The sequence below is a fragment of the Frigoribacterium sp. PhB107 genome (assembly GCF_003751515.1).
GTDB lineage: Bacteria > Actinomycetota > Actinomycetes > Actinomycetales > Microbacteriaceae > Frigoribacterium.
In genome coordinates this window covers 1,656,779-1,674,580 of record NZ_RJKU01000001.1, presented here as the reverse complement: position 1 = coordinate 1,674,580, position 17,802 = coordinate 1,656,779, and the positions used below count along the sequence as shown (strand labels likewise).

The window sequence follows — 17,802 nt, the reverse complement described above, 5'->3', positions numbered from 1 at the left end:
CGCCTGGTCGACGGCGCAGCACCCGCCCGGCCTCGGGAACCTCGTTCCCGGCTCCGGGACCCCGCACCACCTCATCACCCCGAAGGGCTCTCCCGTGATCGACCTCGCCCGCGCGGGCGTCGTCGCCGGGGCCGTCGTCGCGCTCGCGGCCGGTCTCGTCGTCGCGCCCCCCGCCTCCTCGTCCCCCGGCTCGGCTGCGGAGGCCGCGGCTCCCCGCACGACCGCGACCACCACCTCCTCGACGATCCGCACCGCGTCGGCGGCGACCGTCTTCAAGGGCGGGCTGCACGTCGAGCAGCAAGGCCCCGCCGCCACGGCCGCGACCCAGCTCGCCGCCCAGGGGCGCACTGCCGACGCCGCCGCGGCCCGCACGATCGCGGCTCAGCCGATCGCGATCTGGCTCGGCTCCTGGTACGACGACGCGATGCTGGTGAAGGTGATCCAGCGGAACCTGGCCGCCGCCGAGGCGAAGGGGACGACGCCGGTGTTCGTCACGTACGACATCCCCGGGCGCGACTGCGGCGGGCACTCCGCAGGAGGCGCGGCGAGCGACGCCGCCTACCTGGCCTGGAACCAGAGGGTCGCGACCGCGCTCGCGGGGCACCGAGCCGTCGTGCTGGTCGAGCCCGACTCGCTGGGGCACCTCAGCTCGTGCCCGGCCCTGACCGCGACCCGGACCGCCACGATCGCGAGCGCCGTCGCCGCCTTCTCCCGCGCGGGGGTGCCGGCCTACCTCGACGGGGGCAACTCGAACTGGGTGAAGCCCGCCGACATGGCCGTGCGGCTGAAGGCGGCCGGGATCGACCAGGCCCGTGGCTTCTACACGAACGTGGCGAACTACTACCCGGTCGACCAGGAGCGGGCCTACGCCGACGCGGTCTCCGCCGCGACGGGCGGGGCGCGCTACGTGATCGACGTGTCGCGGAACGGGCGCGGGTGGAAGGGCACCTGGTGCAACGCCCCCGGCGCCGGACTCGGGCAGACGCCCCGCGTGGCGACCTCGGGGACGAGCGCGCTCGACGCCCTGCTCTGGGTCAAGACGCCGGGCGCGAGCGACGGCACGTGCAACGGCGGGCCCGCGGCGGGCGTGTGGTTCCCGTCGTACGCGACGGCGCTGGTCGCGAACCGGCGCTGAGGCTCGGGTCGGCGTGCGTCAGGCCCTCGGGCCCGTCGCGCGCTGATCGGCTGCCTTCCTGCGTGCGCTCGGGGGCCGCACATGCCGACCGCAAGCGCCCTGCAGCCCCGATCGTGACCGGAAAACCCGCTGTTGCAAGGGGTGCGGTCGGCATTTGCGGAAAGCAGACCCGCCGCGCTTCGGGGAGGACGGTCTGATCCGAGCAAGGGGCGGCACAGCTGACCGACCGCAGACGCGCAGGAGGCGCGGCGCGAGCCTCGCTCGCACCGCGCCTCCTGCAGGCGGCCGGGTCGTCCCGGCGGGGCCGACCTAGAGCGTGGCCTCGGACGGGTCCCAGGCCTCGGCGAGCGGCTCCGGCTTCGCGACCGTCGAGGCGACCTCGACGACCGAGCGCGACTCCGCGGCCTCGCTGACGGCGAGCAGCACGTCGAGCACGTGCGACGCGACGGCGCCGCTCGCACGCTCGGCGTCACCGCCGCGCAGCGCCCGGGCGAGGTCGAGCACGCCCGAGCCCCGGCCGTAGGTCGATCCCGCGGCCGTGAGGGTGCTCGGCTCGTCCTGGCCGAAGCGCCACATCGTCGAGTCGCCCTCGAAGGTGTTGGGGTCGGGCAGCACGATGGTGCCCTCGGTGCCGCTGATCTCGACGAAGCCCATTCGGGGCAGCGCGTTCTGGAACGAGAAGGTCGACTGCGCCGACTGCCCGCCCTCGAACGAGATGAGCGCCGCGTGGTGCGTCGGCACCTCGACGGGGAACTCGGTGCCGGCACGGGGGCCGCTGCCGATGGAGCGCGTGGTGCGCGACGTCGACGAGACGGCGCTGACCGAGCTCGCGGCGCCGAAGGCGTGCACGAGCGTCGTCACGTAGTACGGGCCCATGTCGAACAGGGGGCCCGCGCCCTTCGCGAAGAGGAACTCGGGGTCCGGGTGCCACGCGTCGGGCCCGGGCACGTGGAACAGCGTCGTCGCGGTCAGCGGCTCGCCGATGTCGCCGCGGGCGATCGCGCGCATCGCCGACTGGATGCCGGCGCCCAGCACGGTGTCGGGTGCGCAGGCGACGCGGACGCCGGCCGCGTCGGCCGCGGCCAGCAGGTCGCTGCCCGAGGCGTGGTCGAGGGCCAGCGGCTTCTCGCTCCAGACGCTCTTGCCCGCGGCGACGATCTGGCGGCCGACCTCGGCGTGCACGGCGGGGATCGTCAGGTTGACGACGATCTCGATCTCGTCGATCGCCAGCAGCTCCTCGACGGTGCCGTGGCGGGGCACGCCGTACTCCTCGGCGCGCGACCGGGCACGGTCGGCGATCAGGTCGGCGACGAAGAGGACCTCGAGGTCGGGGAACTTCGTCATGTTCTCGAGGTAGGTGCCGCTGATGACGCCCGCGCCGACGACGCCGACGCCGACGCGGCCCGTGCGGCCGGTGCCGGTGCCCGTGCCGGTGCCCGTGCCGCCGGAGGCGCCCGTCTCGACGCCGGTCACTTGTCGTTCTCCGCGAGCCACGCGAGCGACTCGGCGATGCCGTCGAAGACGTCTGCGCTGTAGTCGTCGAACTCGACGACGCGCAGCGCGTGCGGCGCGGCGGCGAGCACGGCGGCGACGTCGACGTCGCCCTGGCCGGCGGGCGTCTGGTTCTTGAACGCGGCGGCGAGGGCCTCCGGCACCTCCAGGGCGCTCTCGCTGCTCGGCAGCGCGGTGGCGATGTCGCCCGAGATGCGGCCGTCCTTGACGTGCAGGAACTGGACGCGGTCGCCCAGCGACCGCAGCAGGGCGGGGGTGTCCATGCCGCCGACGGTCGACCAGAAGGTGTCGATCTCGAGCACGACGTCGTCGTTCAGGCGCTCGAGGAAGAACTCGTAGACGGGGCGCCCGTCGACCTTGTTCGCGAACTCCCACTGGTGGTTGTGGTAGCCGAACTTCAGTCCCGTGGCGGCCGCCTGCACCTGCAGCTCGTTGACGCGGTCGGCGATCGCGCGGGCGTCGTCGGCGGTCTGCCAGCGGTCGCTGGGGATGAAGGGGTCGATGACCGTGCCGACGCCGAGCTGGGCGGCGGCGGCGAAGGCGCGCTCGGGCTCGGTCGAGTCGATGACCGGCGCGTGGGCGGAGGGGGCGGTGACGCCCGAGGCGGCGAAGGCCTTCTCGAGCTCGTCGGCGCGGGCGACGAAGTCGTAGGGCTCGACCTTGGTGAAGCCGATCTCGGCGACGCGGGCGACGGCGCCCTGCAGGTCGGCCGAGATGGCGTCCCTGACCGTGTAGAGCTGGACGGAGGGTGACGAGGTCATGGCGAACTCCTTTGTCGTGGTGGATCTCGTGGTGGCCGGAGGGCCGGAGAGGAAGATCGAGGGCGTGCACGTCAACTCTGTCACTTCTGTCGACCCATGACAAAAGGTTCCCGACGATCGACAGGACGGAAGTCGGGATCGAGGAGGCGCCTCCTAGGCTGACCGGGTGCGCCTGCGACTCAGCCCCCGACTGCAGGGCGCCCCTCCCATGGTCGTCGTGCTCGTGCTGTACGCCCTCTCGCGGCTCGTGTCGAGCGCCTGGCTCGGCGGCCTCTTCTCGCTCGCGACCTCGCAGGGCTGGGCGTTCGCCAGCTACCGCGCCGACCCGAGCTTCGCCTCCTTCTCGGGCTCGTGGGACGCCAGCTACTACCGGACCATCGCCCAGCAGGGCTACCCGACCGAGCTGCCCGTCGACGACGACGGCCACGTGCTGCCCAACCCGTGGGCGTTCCTGCCGGTGTTCCCGGGGCTCGTGCGCGGCGTCGCGTCCGTGCTCGGCGTCGACCTCGCCGGGAACGCCTTCTTCGCGATCGGCCTCGTCGTGGCCGTGGTCGCCGGAGGCGGCGCCGCGGTGCTGCTGCACCGGGTCGTCCTCGAGACGGTCGGCCCGCAGAGCGCCCTCTGGGCCGTCGCCCTGTTCTGCTTCGGGCCGCTCTCGTTCGTGCTGCAAGTCGCCTACGCCGAGAGCCTGATGCTGCTGCTCACCTTCGCGGCGCTGCTGGCACTGGTGCGCCGGCAGTACCCGCTGATGGTCCCGTTCGGCGTCGTCGCCGCCTTCACCCGGCCCGGCGTGCTGGCGCTCGCCCTGGCGCTCGCCGTGACCGCGGTCGTGCGGCTGCGACGCGAGGGGCGGGGGTTCAGGAGGCGCGAGCGCGTCTCGGTCGTCGTGGCCGGGCTGCTGATCTCGGCGGCGGGCCTCGCGTGGCCCGTGATCGCGGACCACGTGACCGGCCGCTCGGGCGCCTACCTCGACACCGAGCTCTCGTGGTGGGTCGGGTTCGTCGGGCGCCAGCACTTCGCCCCGCTGACGCCCTGGTTCGTGATGGCGGGCACGTTCCTCGGCGTGGCGGGGATCGTGCTCGTCGGGGTGGTGCTCGGCGTCGTGGCCTGGGCGTTCACCCGTCGCTCGACGCAGGCGATGGGCGTCGAGGTCGTGTCGTACGCCGCGAGCTACCTGCTCTACCTCGTCGCGGTCTTCCTGCCGCAGCAGAGCCTGCCGAGGTTGCTGCTGCCCGTCGCGCCGTTGCTCGGCCACCCCGTGGTCGTGGCCGCGCCGCGCCTCCGGTGGGTGCTGCTCGGGGTCGGCGTCGTGCTGCAGCCCGTCGCCGTCGTGCTGCTCTGGTTCGTCGGCTACCCCTGACGGACGGGTGCCGCCGGTCGGTCCTGCCGACGGGGTCGTGCTCCGCGGCCGGAGGCCCCCCGTTCTGGGCGACGGACCGTTTCGTCGGGTTCCGCCCGTTACGATGCCGTTCTGCCCGCCCATCGCGCAGGCACGATCCCCGCCGACCGTCACCGGGTCCGCGTCGTGCCCGCGTCGACCGAGAGGACTCCGCGTGACCGACGACCGCGACCGCACCGCCAGCCGTGCCGAGAGCCGTACGAGCCGCCGCGCGGCCGAGACCTCGGGGCGCGGCGTCGCCCGTCACGGGCGCCTCCGGGCCACGGGTCCGCTCGGCACGATCGGCAAGGTCGTCGCCGGAGCGCTCGCCGTCGTGCTCGTGAGCGGGGCGTCCGTCGGGGCCATCGCGGCCTACCAGGTGCGCTCGGACCTCGGCACGGGCGTCGCGCTGCCCGCCGCGAAGGGGAAGACCCCGGTCGTCGCGTCCCCGCCGTCCGTCGACGCCTACCCGGGCGGCTTCAACGTGCTCGTCGTCGGCACCGACAACGACGCGGAACAGGACGAGGGCGCGTTCGGCAAGCGCGACGCCACCCTCAACGACGTCAACATCCTGCTGCACGTGTCGGCCGACCACTCCAACGCGACGGCCGTGAGCATCCCGCGCGACATGGTGGTCCCGATCCCCGCCTGCGCGAAGGAGGACGGCAGCGGCTACTACTCGGCCATGTCCGCCCGTCCGATGAACGAGGCGTACTCGTACGGCGGCCTCAGCTGCGTCGTGTCGACGGTGTCCGAGCTGACCGGCCTCGACATCCCCTTCGCGGGCATGATCTCGTTCAACGGCGTCATCGAGATGTCGAACGCCGTCGGCGGCGTCCCCGTCTGCGCCGCGACCCCGATCAAGGACCGCTACACCGGCCTCGACATCCAGGCCGGCGAGACGGTGCTCCAGGGCGAGCAGGCGCTGCAGTTCCTCCGCACGCGCCACGGCGTCGGCGACGGATCCGACCTCGGCCGCATCAGCAGCCAGCAGGTCTACCTGTCGTCGCTGCTGCGCACGGTCAAGAGCGCCGACACCCTCACGAACCCGACCAAGCTGTACTCCCTCGCCCGAGCGGCCGCGAGCAACATGACCCTCTCCGAGCAGCTCACCGACCTCGGCACCATGGTGCAGATCGGCTCGGCGCTGCGCGACCTCCCGCTCGACCAGGTCAACTTCGTCCAGTACCCCGGCACGACCGAGGGCACCGGCGTCTACGCGGGCAAGGTGCAGCCGATCACCTCGGTCGCGACGAAGCTCTTCGACGCGATCCGGGCCGACCAGCCGTTCACGCTCGAGGCAGGAAGCGAGGGGCTCGGCGCGGCGTCCGCCGCCACGGACGACGCGGCTGCGGACGACGCGGCTGCGGGCGACGTCGCAGGAGGCGCCTCCGCGGCGCCCGAGGCTCCTGCTGCCTCCGCCTCCGGGACTCCTGCCCCCACGGCCCCGGCGACCGGCACTCCGACCGACCCTGCCGTGGCTCCTGCCGGCCCGGAGGTCATCTCCGGCCTCACGGGCCAGTCGGCTGCGGAGCAGACCTGCTCGGTCGGCTTCCTGCAGAAGTAGTCCTGCCGACGGTGCCGGCGCGGTGCCCGGCAAGGCGGGGGAGAGGGCGTCCCGGCGAGTAACCAGCTCGCCGGGACGACCGGGGATCCCCGCGCGGGCGCCCGAACGCGCCGTGGGGGGCCCTGCGGTGCCGGGATCAGGGGTTCGGCACCGCAGGGGGTGTGACGTCGACGTCGTCGTCGACAGAGATGCCTCCGGTCGGTGCCGCGTCGGGGAGCGGCACAGCGTCGGGAAGTGCGTCGGAGGGCCGGGGCGGCGTCGTCGGGGGAGAGCCGCCGCGTCCGGGGACGCCCCGTGCTGCCGGGTGGTGCACGACTCCGCCGTCTCCGGCGCCAGGGGTACTCTATGAGTCGGCATATAGGTGGACAAGGCCGCGACGCCCCCCGAAAGGGGGATCAACGGGTGAAACACGGGTGAGCAGGCCCGCTCGTCGCGCCGAGGAGGTGCGGCTCGGCCCGCCGAGGAGGCGCGGTTCGGCAGATCGCGTCCGGCCCGCTATGATCGTGGGTGCGCCGTCACGTCCCGCACGAGACTGCGCATGGAGCCGTCGCATAGTTCGGCCTAGTGCACCACCCTGCTAAGGTGGAGTTCCCTTTGTGGGAACCGTGGGTTCAAATCCCACCGGCTCCGCGGGGCCCCGTCGCGTTGTGATCTCGCCAGATCGATGCACGGGGCCTTTTTCTTCGCCCCGGCGCGGTCGGACCAGTTCTTCGCCCCGGCGCGGTCGGACCAGGCGCCGCGGGGACGCAGGCCTCCCCGAGCCGCACCGCGTCAGCGGACCGCGAGGATGCAGGCCCCTCTGTGCCGCACCGCGTCAGCGAACCGCGAGGATGCCGCCCGCCGCCGTAGGGAACCCGTGAGGACGGCCGTCCGGACCCGTGCGTCGGTGTCTGCTGGGTGACCGTGCCCCCGTGGGGCACGCGACCGGCGCCGCCGGCCGCACCCGCTCCTCCTGGACTCGGAGTCACCACCGTGCTCGACCTCGTCTACCTGCTCGCCATCGTCGCCGTCATGGCGGTCGTCGCCCTCGTGGCGAAGGGGGTGGAGCGCCTGTGACCGCCCTCGGCATCGTCGCGGTCGTCCTCGCCGTCGCCGCCCTCGTCTACCTCGTGGTCGCGCTCGTCGCGCCCGAGAAGTTCTAGGCGGCCGGCGTGAACGACACCCTCGCGGGCCTCCTCCAGATCGCCACCGTCGTGCTGGTGCTCGTGGTGCTGCACCGGCCGCTCGGCGACCACATGGCGCGCACCTTCACGAGCACCCGCGACCTCGCGGCCGAGCGGCTGCTCTACCGCGTCGTCGGCGTCGACAGCTCGTCCGAGCAGACGTGGCGGGCGTACCTCCGCGGCGTGCTCGCCTTCTCGGTCGTCGGCCTCGTCCTGCTCTACGTGCTGCAGCGCACGCAGGCCCTGTTGCCCGCCTCCCTCGGCCTGCCTGCCGTGCCGCCCGACCTCGCGTTCAACACCGCCGCGAGCTTCGTCACGAACACGAACTGGCAGTCGTACTCGCCCGAGCTGACGATGGGCTACGCCGTCCAGCTCGCGGGCCTCGCCGTGCAGAACTTCGTCTCCGCGGCCGTCGGGATCGCCGTCGCCGTCGCGCTGATCCGCGGCCTCGCCCGCGCCCGCAGCGGCACCCTCGGCAACTTCTGGGTCGACCTCACCCGCTCGGTGACGCGCATCCTGCTGCCGCTCGCCGTCGTCGCTGCCTTCGTCCTGCTGGCCGGCGGCGTCGTGCAGACCTTCGCCGCCCCCGAGGCGGTCGGCACGCTGACCGGAGGCACGGCCGTGATCCCGGGCGGCCCGGTGGCCTCGCAGGAGGCGATCAAGCTGCTCGGCACGAACGGCGGCGGCTTCTTCAACGTCAACAGCGCGCACCCGTTCGAGAACCCGACCGCCTGGACCAACCTGTTCCAGGTCGTGCTCATGCTCGTCATCCCGTTCTCGCTGCCCCGCACCTTCGGCCGCATGGTCGGCTCAGCCCGCGAGGGCAGGGCGATCGCCGCAGTCATGACGACCATCGCCGTCGTCTCGCTCACCGCGATGACCTGGGCGGAGGTCCGGGGCGCCGGCACGGCTCCGCAGCTCGCCGGCGGTGCCTTGGAGGGCAAGGAGGTGCGGTTCGGCGTCTGGGGATCGACCCTGTTCGGCTCGACCTCGACCCTCACCTCGACGGGTGCCGTCGACTCGATGCACGACTCGTACACGGCGCTCGGCGGCATGGTCGCGATGATCGACATGATGCTCGGCGAGATCGCCCCCGGCGGGGTCGGCTCGGGGCTCTACGGGATCCTCGTGCTCGCCGTCATCACGGTGTTCATCGCGGGGCTGCTCGTCGGCCGGACTCCCGAGTACCTCGGCAAGGCGATCGGGCCGCGCGAGATCAAGCTCGCCAGCTTGTACATCCTCGTCACCCCGACCCTCGTGCTCACCGGTACGGCGCTGAGCTTCGCGATCCCCGCCGTGCGCGCCGACGTCGAGGGCACGTCGATCTGGAACCCCGGCCTGCACGGCTTCAGCGAGGTGCTCTACGCCTTCACCTCGGCCGCCAACAACAACGGCTCGGCCTTCGCCGGGCTCACGGCGAACACGCCCTGGTTCAACACGGCCCTCGGCGTCGCCGTGCTGCTCGGCCGGTTCGTGCCGATCGTGCTCGTGCTCGCCCTCGCCGGCTCGTTCGCCGCCCAGGGGAAGGCACCCGCGACCGCGGGCACCCTGCCCACCCACCGCCCGCAGTTCGTGGGCCTCCTCACCGGCGTCTCCGTGATCGTGACGGCGCTGACCTACTTCCCCGTGCTCGCACTGGGGCCGCTCGCCGAAGGGCTGAACTGACCATGGCCACCTCCACCGACACACCGACCGACTCGCCGACCGATTCGCCGACCGGCTCGTCCGCCGACTCCGCCACCACCGACCAGGGCACCGGCGTCGCGACCGACGGCTCTGCCGGCTCGGGCTCGTCCCGGGGCGGCGGCGCCTTCAGCGTCGCCCAGCTCGCCGCGGCGCTGCCCGGCGCGCTCCGCAAGCTCGACCCCCGACTGATGTGGCGGAACCCCGTCATGTTCATCGTCGAGGTCGGCGCCGCCTACACGACGGTGCTCGCCGTCGCGGGCGTCGTCACGGGACCGCAGACCTCGGGCGGCTCGGCCGTGCCCGGCTCGTTCACCTGGGCGATCGCGCTCTGGCTCTGGGCGACCGTCGTCTTCGCGAACCTCGCCGAGTCCGTGGCCGAGGGCCGCGGCAAGGCGCAGGCCGAGACGCTCCGGGCGACGCGGACCAGCACGACGGCGCGACGCGTGGCCTCGTGGGACGAGACCAGCGACCCCTCGGCCGAGCGCGCCTCCTCGGAGCAGGTGTCGTCGGCCGACCTCGTGCTGGGCGACGTGGTCGTGGTCGTGGCCGGCGAGGTCGTGCCGGGCGACGGCGACGTCGTCTGGGGCATCGCGAGCGTCGACGAGTCGGCGATCACGGGCGAGTCGGCCCCGGTGATCCGCGAGTCGGGCGGCGACCGCAGCGCCGTCACCGGCGGCACCCGGGTGCTGTCCGACCGGGTCGTCGTGCGCATCACCAGCAAGCCCGGCGAGACCTTCGTCGACCGGATGATCCGCCTCGTCGAGGGGGCCTCGCGGCAGAAGACGCCGAACGAGATCGCGCTGAACATCCTGCTCGCGAGCCTCTCGGTCGTCTTCGTCGTCGTGACGCTGACGCTGAACCCGATCGCGGCCTACAGCGACGCGTCGGTGAGCATCCCGGTGCTGATCGCCCTTCTGGTCTGCCTCATCCCCACGACGATCGGCGCGCTGCTCAGCGCCATCGGCATCGCCGGCATGGACCGCCTCGTGCAGCGCAACGTGCTCGCGATGTCGGGCCGGGCCGTCGAGGCCGCGGGCGACGTGACGACCCTGCTGCTCGACAAGACCGGCACCATCACCTACGGCAACCGGCGCGCGTCGGAGTTCGTGCCGCTGGACGCCGTCGCCCCGGGCGAGCTCGTCGACGCCGCAGCGACCGCGTCGCTCAGCGACCCGACCCCCGAGGGGCGCTCGATCGTCGACCTCGCCCTGACGACGGGCTGGCACGAGGGAGGCGCGTCGGGCGCTCCTGGCGACGGGAGCGTCGTCGTGCCGTTCACCGCCCAGACCCGCATGAGCGGCCTCGACCTGCCCGACGGGAGCGTGGTGCGGAAGGGGGCCGCCGCCTCCGTCGTCGCCTGGGCCGAGGAGGCGCGCGCCCTGCCCGCAGACCGGCGCGAGCAGCTGCGGGGCCTGGTCGACGCCGTGTCGGAGGCGGGCGGCACGCCGCTGGTCGTCGCCGTCGCGGACGCCACGGGCGAGCGCCGGGTGCTGGGCGTCGTCCACCTCAAGGACGTCGTCAAGGACGGCCTGCGCGAGCGCTTCGCCGAGCTGCGCACGATGGGGATCCGCACCGTGATGATCACGGGCGACAACCCGCTCACCGCCAAGGCCATTGCGGCCGAGGCCGGCGTCGACGACTACCTCGCCGAGGCGACGCCGGAGGACAAGCTCGCGCTGATCCGCCGCGAGCAGGAGGGCGGCGCGCTCGTCGCCATGACCGGCGACGGCACCAACGACGCCCCGGCGCTCGCGCAGGCCGACGTCGGCGTCGCGATGAACACGGGCACGTCGGCCGCGAAGGAGGCCGGCAACATGGTCGACCTCGACAGCGACCCGACGAAGCTGATCGACATCGTCCGGATCGGCAAGCAGCTGCTCATCACCCGCGGTGCCCTGACGACGTTCTCGATCGCGAACGACGTGGCGAAGTACTTCGCGATCATCCCGGCCATGTTCGCCGGGGTGTTCCCGGGGCTCGGGGTGCTGAACGTGATGCAGCTGAGCTCGCCGGCCTCGGCGATCCTCTCGGCGATCGTCTTCAACGCGCTCGTCATCGTCGTGCTCATCCCGCTGGCGCTGCGGGGCGTCGCGTACCGCGCGGCGTCGGCCTCCCAGGTGCTCAGCCGCAACCTGCTCGTCTACGGGGTCGGCGGCGTCGTCGCGCCCTTCGTCGGGATCAAGCTGATCGACCTCGTGGTCGCGCTGGTCCCCGGCTACTGAACGAGCGCTGCCTGACGCACCGCCTCCTGCACCGCACCCGCACCACCAGAAGAAGGAACCCCATGGACACCCGCTCGACGCTGCGCCAGTACGGCACGGCACTCCGCGCGATGGTCGCCGCGACCGTCGTGCTCGGCCTCGGCTACACCCTGCTCGTCACCGGCGTCGGACAGCTCGTGCTGCCGCACCAGGCGGACGGCTCCCGGCTCACCGTGGACGGCGAGGTCGTCGGCTCGTCGCTGCTCGGCCAGTCGTTCGTCGACGCCGACGGGGCCGCCCTGCCCGAGTGGTTCCAGTCGCGTCCCTCGGCGGCGGGCGACGGCTGGGACGCCGGCGCCTCGAGCGGCAGCAACCTCGGCCCGGAGAACGCCGACCTGATCGCCGCGATCGAGGAGCGCCGCGCCGCCGTCGCCTCCCTCGACGGGGTGGACCCCGCGTCGGTACCCGTCGATGCGCTGACGGCCTCGGCCTCGGGCCTCGACCCGGACATCTCGCCCGAGTGGGCGCGCCAGCAGGTCGAGCGCGTCGCCGCCGCGCGGTCGCTGCCCGTCGCCGAGGTGCGCGAGCTCGTCGAGCAGCACGTGCACGGCCGCGAGCTCGGCTACCTGGGGGAGCCCACGGTCGACGTGCTCGAGCTGAACGCCGCGCTGACGGAGCTCGGGTCGTGAGGGCGGCGGCTGCCGGGCGTTCGGCCGGTGCCTCGCGTGCGGCCGGTGTCACGCGTGCGGCCGGTGCCTCGCGTGCGGCAGGTGCCACGCGTGCTGACGTCGCCGTGTGCGCGGCCCCGGACGTGTCGGCGGCGCGTGCGAAGCTGGGCGCATGACACGAGGTCGGCTGCGGGTGCTGCTCGGCGCCGCTCCCGGCGTCGGCAAGACCTTCACGATGCTCGAGGAGGGCGCGAGGCTGCGCGACGAGGGCAAGGACGTCGTGGTGGCCGTGGTCGAGACCCACGGCCGGGCAGCGACCGCCGCCCGGCTGGGCGACCTCGAGGTGGTGCCGCGCGAGCGGCACGTGCACCGCGGGGTCGAGCTCGACGAGATGGACCTGGAAGCGGTGCTCGCCCGGGCGCCGCAGGTCGCGCTCGTCGACGAGCTCGCGCACAGCAACGCCCCGGGCTCCCGGCACGACAAGCGCTGGCGCGACGTGCAGGCCCTGCTCGACGCCGGCATCTCGGTGGTGTCGACGGTCAACGTGCAGCACGTCGAGTCGCTGGCCGACGTCGTCGAGCAGATCACCGGCGCGGCGCAGCACGAGACCGTGCCCGACGCGGTGCTGCGCGCGGCCGACCAGATCGAGGTCGTCGACCTGGCGCCGCAGGCGCTCCGCGACCGGCTCGCGGCGGGTGACGTCTACCCCGCCGCCCGGGTCGACGCGGCGCTCTCGAACTACTTCCGGCTCGGCAACCTCACCGCGCTGCGCGAGCTCGCCCTGCTCTGGCTCGCCGACGAGGTCGACAGCGCCCTCCGCGCGTACCGCGTCGAGCACGGCATCGACGCCGCGTGGGAGGCGCGCGAGCGCGTGGTCGTGGCCCTCACCGGAGGCGCGGAGGGCGAGACGCTGATCCGTCGCGCCGCGCGCATCGCGGCCCGCAGCGCCGGGGGCGAGCTGATCGCCGTGCACGTGAGCACCCCCGACGGCCTCCGGCAGGGCGCGCCCGGCGCGCTCGCGGCCCAGCGCGCCCTCGTCGAGAAGCTCGGCGGCAGCTACCACCAGGTCGTCGGCTCGGACGTGCCGAGGGCGCTGGTCGACTTCGCCAAGGGGGCCGACGCCTCCCAGCTCGTGATCGGCGTCAGCCGGCGCGGGCGGCTCGGGTCGCTCGTCACCGGGCCGGGCATCGGCGCGACCGTGATCCGCGAGTCGGGCCAGCTCGACGTGCACATCGTGACGCACTCGGCGGCCGGCCGGGGCTGGTCGCTGCCCAAGCTCGGCGGGGCGCTGTCGCGCTCGCGGGTCGTCACCGGCTTCGTGCTCGCGGCCGTCGTCGGGCCGCTGCTCACCTGGCTGCTCGCGGGGCACCGCACAGAAGACGGCATCGCGGGCACCGTGCTGCTGTTCCAGCTGCTCGTCGTCGTCGTGGCGGTGACCGGCGGCGTCTGGCCGGCGCTCTTCGCCGCCCTGTTGTCGGGCGTCACGCTCGACCTCTTCTTCATCGCGCCCATCTACAGCGTCACGATCGCCGAGCCGCTGCACCTGCTCGCTCTCGTGCTGTACGTGCTCAACGCCGCCATCGTCAGCTGGGTCGTCGACCAGGCGGCCCGGCGCAGCCGGTCGGCGGCCCGGGCCCTCGCCGAGACCGAGCTGCTCGCGACCGTGTCGGGCAGCGTGCTGCGGGGGCAGGACGCGCTGCAGGCGCTCGTCGCGCGGACCCGCGAGGCGTTCGGGCTGAGGCGGGTGCGGGTGCTGTCGGGCGACGAGGTGCTCGGCGACAGCGGGGTGGCGGGCGACGGGCCTGCCGGTGCTGGTGCATCGGCCGACGTCTCGACGCTGCCCGCGGGGGAGCACGGCGTGCTCGAGCTGACCGGCCAGCCGCTGCAGGCGGGCGACCGACGCCTCCTCGCCGTGGTCGCCGCGCAGGTCGAGGCGGCGCTCGAGCACTCGGCGCTCACCCGCACGGCCGGCCAGGTCGCGCCGCTCGCCGAGGTCGACCGGATGCGCAGCGCCTTGCTGGCCGCCGTCGGGCACGACCTGCGCCGACCGCTCGCCGCGGCGACCGCCTCCGTCAGCGGCCTGCGCCAGCCCGGAGTCGAGTGGAGCGACGCCGACCGCGACGAGTTGCTCGCCACCGCGTGGGAGAGCCTGGAGTCGCTGTCGACCCTCGTCACGAACCTGCTCGACGTCAGCCGGGTGCAGGCCGGGGCGCTCGCCGTCCGCACCGCGGTCGTCGACGTCGACGACGTCGTGCTCGGGGCGCTCGACGAGCTCGGGCTCGGGCCCGCCGACGTCGAGCTGGCGCTGCGCGCCTCGGTGCCGGCCGTCGTCGCCGACGCCGTGCTGCTGCAGCGGGTCCTCGTCAACCTGCTCGACAACGCGCTGCGCCACTCGCCCGACGGCACCCTCGTGCGCATCTCGACCAGCGGCTTCGCCGGCCGGGTGGAGGTGCGGGTCGTCGACCGCGGGCCCGGCGTCCCGCCTGAGCGCCGCGACGAGATCACCGTCGCGTTCCAGCGGCTCGGCGACACCGACAACTCCACGGGGCTCGGGCTCGGCCTCGCCCTGAGCAAGGGGTTCACGGAAGCGATGGGCGGCACCCTCACGATGGACGACACCCCGGGCGGCGGCCTCACCGCCGTCGTCTCCCTGCCCGAGGCCCCGACCCCCGCAGCCGGCGCGGATCCTCACGGGATCCCTACGTCGGGAACGCGATCGGCGCCTCCTGCGGGCGGTACCGTCGTCGAGGAGGGCCCGTGAAGATCCTGATCGCCGACGACGACCCGCAGATCCTGCGGGCGCTCAAGGTGACCCTCGGCGCCCACGGCTACGAGATCCACACCGCGTCCGACGGGCGCGAGGCGCTCGACGTCGCCATGACGCAGCACCCCGACCTGGTCATGCTCGACCTCGGCATGCCCCGGCTCGACGGCGTCGAGGTGATCGCGGGCCTGCGCGGCTGGTCGACCGCGCCCGTGCTCGTCGTCTCCGGACGCACCGACGCCGCCGACAAGGTCGAGGCGCTCGACGCGGGCGCCGACGACTACGTGACGAAGCCGTTCGCGATGGAGGAGCTGCTCGCGCGCATCCGCGCGCTCACCCGTCGCCTCGCTCCCGGCGACGACGACACGCCCGTGGTCGAGTTCGGCGACGTGCGGGTCGACCTGTCGGCCACGACGGTGACGCGCGCCGGCGAGCTCGTGCGGCTGACGCCGACCGAGTGGCGCGTGCTCGAGCTGCTGCTGCAGAGCCCGGGCAAGCTCGTCACCCGCGAGACCCTGCTGACGCAGGTGTGGGGGGCGTTCCACGCGAAGGACACGGGCTACCTCCGCCTCTACTTCGCGCAGCTGCGCAAGAAGCTCGAGCCGGTGCCGGCCGAGCCGCGCTACCTCGTCACCGAGCTGGGCATGGGCTACCGCTTCGTGCCGGACGGAGGCGCCGAGAAGCCCTGACCTCCGAGGAACCCGACCGCCGCGGCCGCCGTCGGGCCGCGCGGCGCACGCGATCTGCATGTCCGCCGTGGGCACGCTGGGAGCCTGTCGGGGACGTCCGAAGTCCTCACGACATCCTTACGCCCCACCGCCCCGTGCCGCCTCGCGCCGGGCGTAGCGTTGCTCCGTCGAGCCGTCCCGGGTGCGACGAGCGACGAGAGGTCACCGTGTCCACGACGTCCGAGCAGCGCGACGCCGACGCGCTGGAACCGGCGCTCTCCCGCACGTCGGGGTCGCGCCTCCGTGGCTGGCTGCTGGGCGGCCTCTCCGAGAACAGCGGCGCCCACCAGGGGCCGCACGCCACCACCGTCGAGAAGACGCACTCGTGGTGGCGCGTCATGTGCCTCACCGGGGTCGACTACTTCTCGACCCTCGGCTACCAGCCGGCGATCGCCGCCGTCGCGGCCGGCCTGCTCTCGCCGCTGGCGACGATCGTGCTCGTGCTGCTGACCCTCTTCGGCGCGCTGCCCGTCTACCGCCGCGTGGCCCGCGAGAGCCCCCGCGGCGAGGGCTCGATCGCGATGCTCGAGCGCCTGCTGCCCTGGTGGGGCGGCAAGGTCTTCGTGCTCGTGCTGCTCGGCTTCGCCGCCACCGACTTCATGATCACCATCACCCTCTCGGCCGCCGACGCCACGGCGCACGCCGTCGAGAACCCCTTCGCGCCGTCGTGGTTCCACGGGGCCGAGGTGCCGATCACGCTGTTCCTGGTCGCGCTGCTGGCCGCGGTGTTCCTCCGGGGGTTCAAGGAGGCGATCGGCATCGCCGTCGTCCTGGTCGGCGTCTTCCTGGCGCTGAACCTCGTCGTGATCGCCGTGGCGCTCGCCCACGTCGCCGAGAACCCGGTCGTCATCGGCAACTGGTGGCAGGCGCTGACCGTGCAGCACGGCAACCCGCTCGTCATGGTGGGCATCGCGCTGATCGTGTTCCCGAAGCTCGCGCTCGGCCTGTCGGGCTTCGAGACCGGCGTCGCCGTCATGCCGCAGATCACCGGCGACGCGAGCGACACCCCGCAGCAGCCGCTCGGCCGGATCCGCGGTGCACGCCGCCTGCTCACGTCGGCCGCGATCATCATGAGCTCGTTCCTCATCCTGTCGAGCTTCGTGACCACGCTGCTGATCCCGCAGGAGGAGTTCCAGTCGGGAGGCGAGGCGAACGGCCGTGCCCTCGCCTACCTCGCGCACGCCTACCTCGGCAACGGGTTCGGCACCCTCTACGACGTCGCCACCATCTGCATCCTCTGGTTCGCCGGCGCCTCGGCGATGGCGGGGCTGCTCAACATCGTGCCCCGCTACCTGCCGCGCTACGGCATGGCGCCGCAGTGGGCGCGGGCCGTGCGGCCGCTCGTGCTCGTCTTCACGGTGATCGCCTTCGTCATCACGATCGTGTTCGACGCCGACGTCGACGCCCAGGGCGGGGCGTACGCGACCGGAGTGCTCGTGCTCATCACCAGCGCCTCCGTGGCGGTGACCCTGTCCGCCCGCCGGGCGCGTCAGCGCAAGCGGACCGTCGCCTTCGGCGTCATCGCGGTCGTCTTCGTCTACACGACCGTCGTCAACGTGGTCGAGCGTCCCGACGGCGTCCGGATCGCCGCGATCTTCATCGTGGGCATCATGGCGGTGTCGCTGATCTCGCGCGTGCGGCGGTCGTTCCAGCTGCGCGCGACGTCGATCTCGTTCGACGACACGTCGCTCGGCTACGTCCGCGAGGACGCCGACGAGTACGGCTCGATCCGGATCATCGCGCACGAGCCGGGCCGCGAGGTCGCCGAGATCTACAAGAAGAAGCTGAGCGCCGAGCGCAAGTACAGCGGCATCCCGCAGCGCTCTCCCGTGATCTTCCTCGAGGTGCACCCGGGCGACTCGTCCGACTTCGAGGAGGACCTCGAGGTCACTGGGTGCGTCGTGCACGGCTACCGCGTGCTGCGCGTCACGAGCGGGGCCGTGCCCAACACGATCGCGTCGGTGCTGCTCGCGGTGCGCGACGAGACCGGGGTCGTGCCCGACGTCTACTTCGAGTGGACCGAGGGCAGCCCGCTGTCGAACATGGGGCGGTTCCTGGTCACCGGGGCCGGCGAGGTGGCGCCCGTGACGCGCGAGGTGCTGCGGCAGGCGGAGCCGCACCGCTCGCGCCGCCCCGACGTGCACGTCAGCTAGCCGCCGCGCCGCCGGCCAGCTCAGTTTCTCGCCGGCTCTAGCACGGGCAGCCCTTGCGTCCTCATTTGACGCGTTCCGGACAAATT

Annotated in this window: 13 protein-coding genes and 1 tRNA gene; 12 read left to right on the top strand and 2 right to left on the bottom strand. The window is 73.3% G+C overall.

All coding sequences use genetic code 11. The features are described 5' to 3' along the window. The first annotated feature begins 94 nt into the window (after positions 1–94). Positions 95–1,135: a glycoside hydrolase family 6 protein gene (locus EDF18_RS07660; RefSeq protein ID WP_158614648.1), complete on the top strand. Its 1,041-nt coding sequence runs from the start codon at positions 95–97 to the stop codon at positions 1,133–1,135. A 309-nt stretch (positions 1,136–1,444) separates the two neighbouring features. Here the strand turns inward: EDF18_RS07660 and EDF18_RS07655 are convergent, their stop codons facing one another. Next, entirely contained in the window at positions 1,445–2,503 is a 1,059-nt protein-coding gene (locus EDF18_RS07655; protein WP_233569067.1) for a Gfo/Idh/MocA family protein, read from the bottom strand. A 101-nt stretch (positions 2,504–2,604) separates the two neighbouring features. Further along, positions 2,605–3,408: a sugar phosphate isomerase/epimerase gene (locus EDF18_RS07650; RefSeq protein ID WP_123547085.1), complete on the bottom strand. Its 804-nt coding sequence runs from the start codon at positions 3,406–3,408 to the stop codon at positions 2,605–2,607. Positions 3,409–3,574: 166 nt separating this feature from the next. On the opposite strand from EDF18_RS07650, the gene EDF18_RS07645 reads away from it, so the two are divergent. From EDF18_RS07645 to EDF18_RS07600, 11 genes are all read left to right on the top strand, one after another. After that, the gene (locus tag EDF18_RS07645) at positions 3,575–4,768 is read left to right on the top strand and encodes a mannosyltransferase family protein (protein ID WP_233569023.1); all 1,194 of its coding nucleotides are present in this window, start codon (positions 3,575–3,577) and stop codon (positions 4,766–4,768) included. Between the two features lie 193 nt (positions 4,769–4,961). Then, the gene (locus EDF18_RS07640) at positions 4,962–6,353 is read left to right on the top strand and encodes an LCP family protein (protein ID WP_233569022.1); all 1,392 of its coding nucleotides are present in this window, start codon (positions 4,962–4,964) and stop codon (positions 6,351–6,353) included. A 540-nt stretch (positions 6,354–6,893) separates the two neighbouring features. Then, positions 6,894–6,983, top strand: a tRNA-Ser gene (locus EDF18_RS07635). Positions 6,984–7,250: 267 nt separating this feature from the next. Continuing rightward, positions 7,251–7,409: a hypothetical protein gene (locus EDF18_RS16325; RefSeq protein ID WP_158614647.1), complete on the top strand. Its 159-nt coding sequence runs from the start codon at positions 7,251–7,253 to the stop codon at positions 7,407–7,409. Continuing rightward, entirely contained in the window at positions 7,406–7,495 is a 90-nt protein-coding gene (locus tag EDF18_RS07630; protein WP_123547082.1) for a potassium-transporting ATPase subunit F, read from the top strand. Before EDF18_RS16325 ends, EDF18_RS07630 begins: the two co-directional genes overlap by 4 nt. 9 nt (positions 7,496–7,504) lie before the next feature. Next, a complete protein-coding gene (kdpA, locus tag EDF18_RS07625; RefSeq protein ID WP_123547081.1) occupies positions 7,505–9,181 on the top strand; it encodes a potassium-transporting ATPase subunit KdpA in 1,677 nt (558 codons plus the stop codon). A gap of 2 nt (positions 9,182–9,183) precedes the next feature. After that, on the top strand, positions 9,184–11,424 hold the full coding sequence (gene kdpB, locus EDF18_RS07620; RefSeq protein WP_123547080.1) for a potassium-transporting ATPase subunit KdpB: 2,241 nt from the start codon (positions 9,184–9,186) through the stop codon (positions 11,422–11,424). A 62-nt stretch (positions 11,425–11,486) separates the two neighbouring features. Further along, complete coding sequence (kdpC, locus tag EDF18_RS07615; protein ID WP_123547079.1) at positions 11,487–12,092, top strand: potassium-transporting ATPase subunit KdpC; 606 nt, start codon at positions 11,487–11,489, stop codon at positions 12,090–12,092. A 151-nt stretch (positions 12,093–12,243) separates the two neighbouring features. Next, on the top strand, positions 12,244–14,832 hold the full coding sequence (locus tag EDF18_RS07610) for an ATP-binding protein (RefSeq protein ID WP_123547078.1): 2,589 nt from the start codon (positions 12,244–12,246) through the stop codon (positions 14,830–14,832). After that, positions 14,829–15,524 (top strand): response regulator, encoded by a 696-nt coding sequence (locus tag EDF18_RS07605; RefSeq protein ID WP_123547077.1) that lies wholly within the window; start codon positions 14,829–14,831, stop codon positions 15,522–15,524. The genes EDF18_RS07610 and EDF18_RS07605 overlap by 4 nt, the downstream gene beginning before the upstream one ends. 242 nt (positions 15,525–15,766) lie before the next feature. Further along, a complete protein-coding gene (locus tag EDF18_RS07600; RefSeq protein WP_123547369.1) occupies positions 15,767–17,716 on the top strand; it encodes an APC family permease in 1,950 nt (649 codons plus the stop codon). Positions 17,717–17,802: the final 86 nt, after the last annotated feature.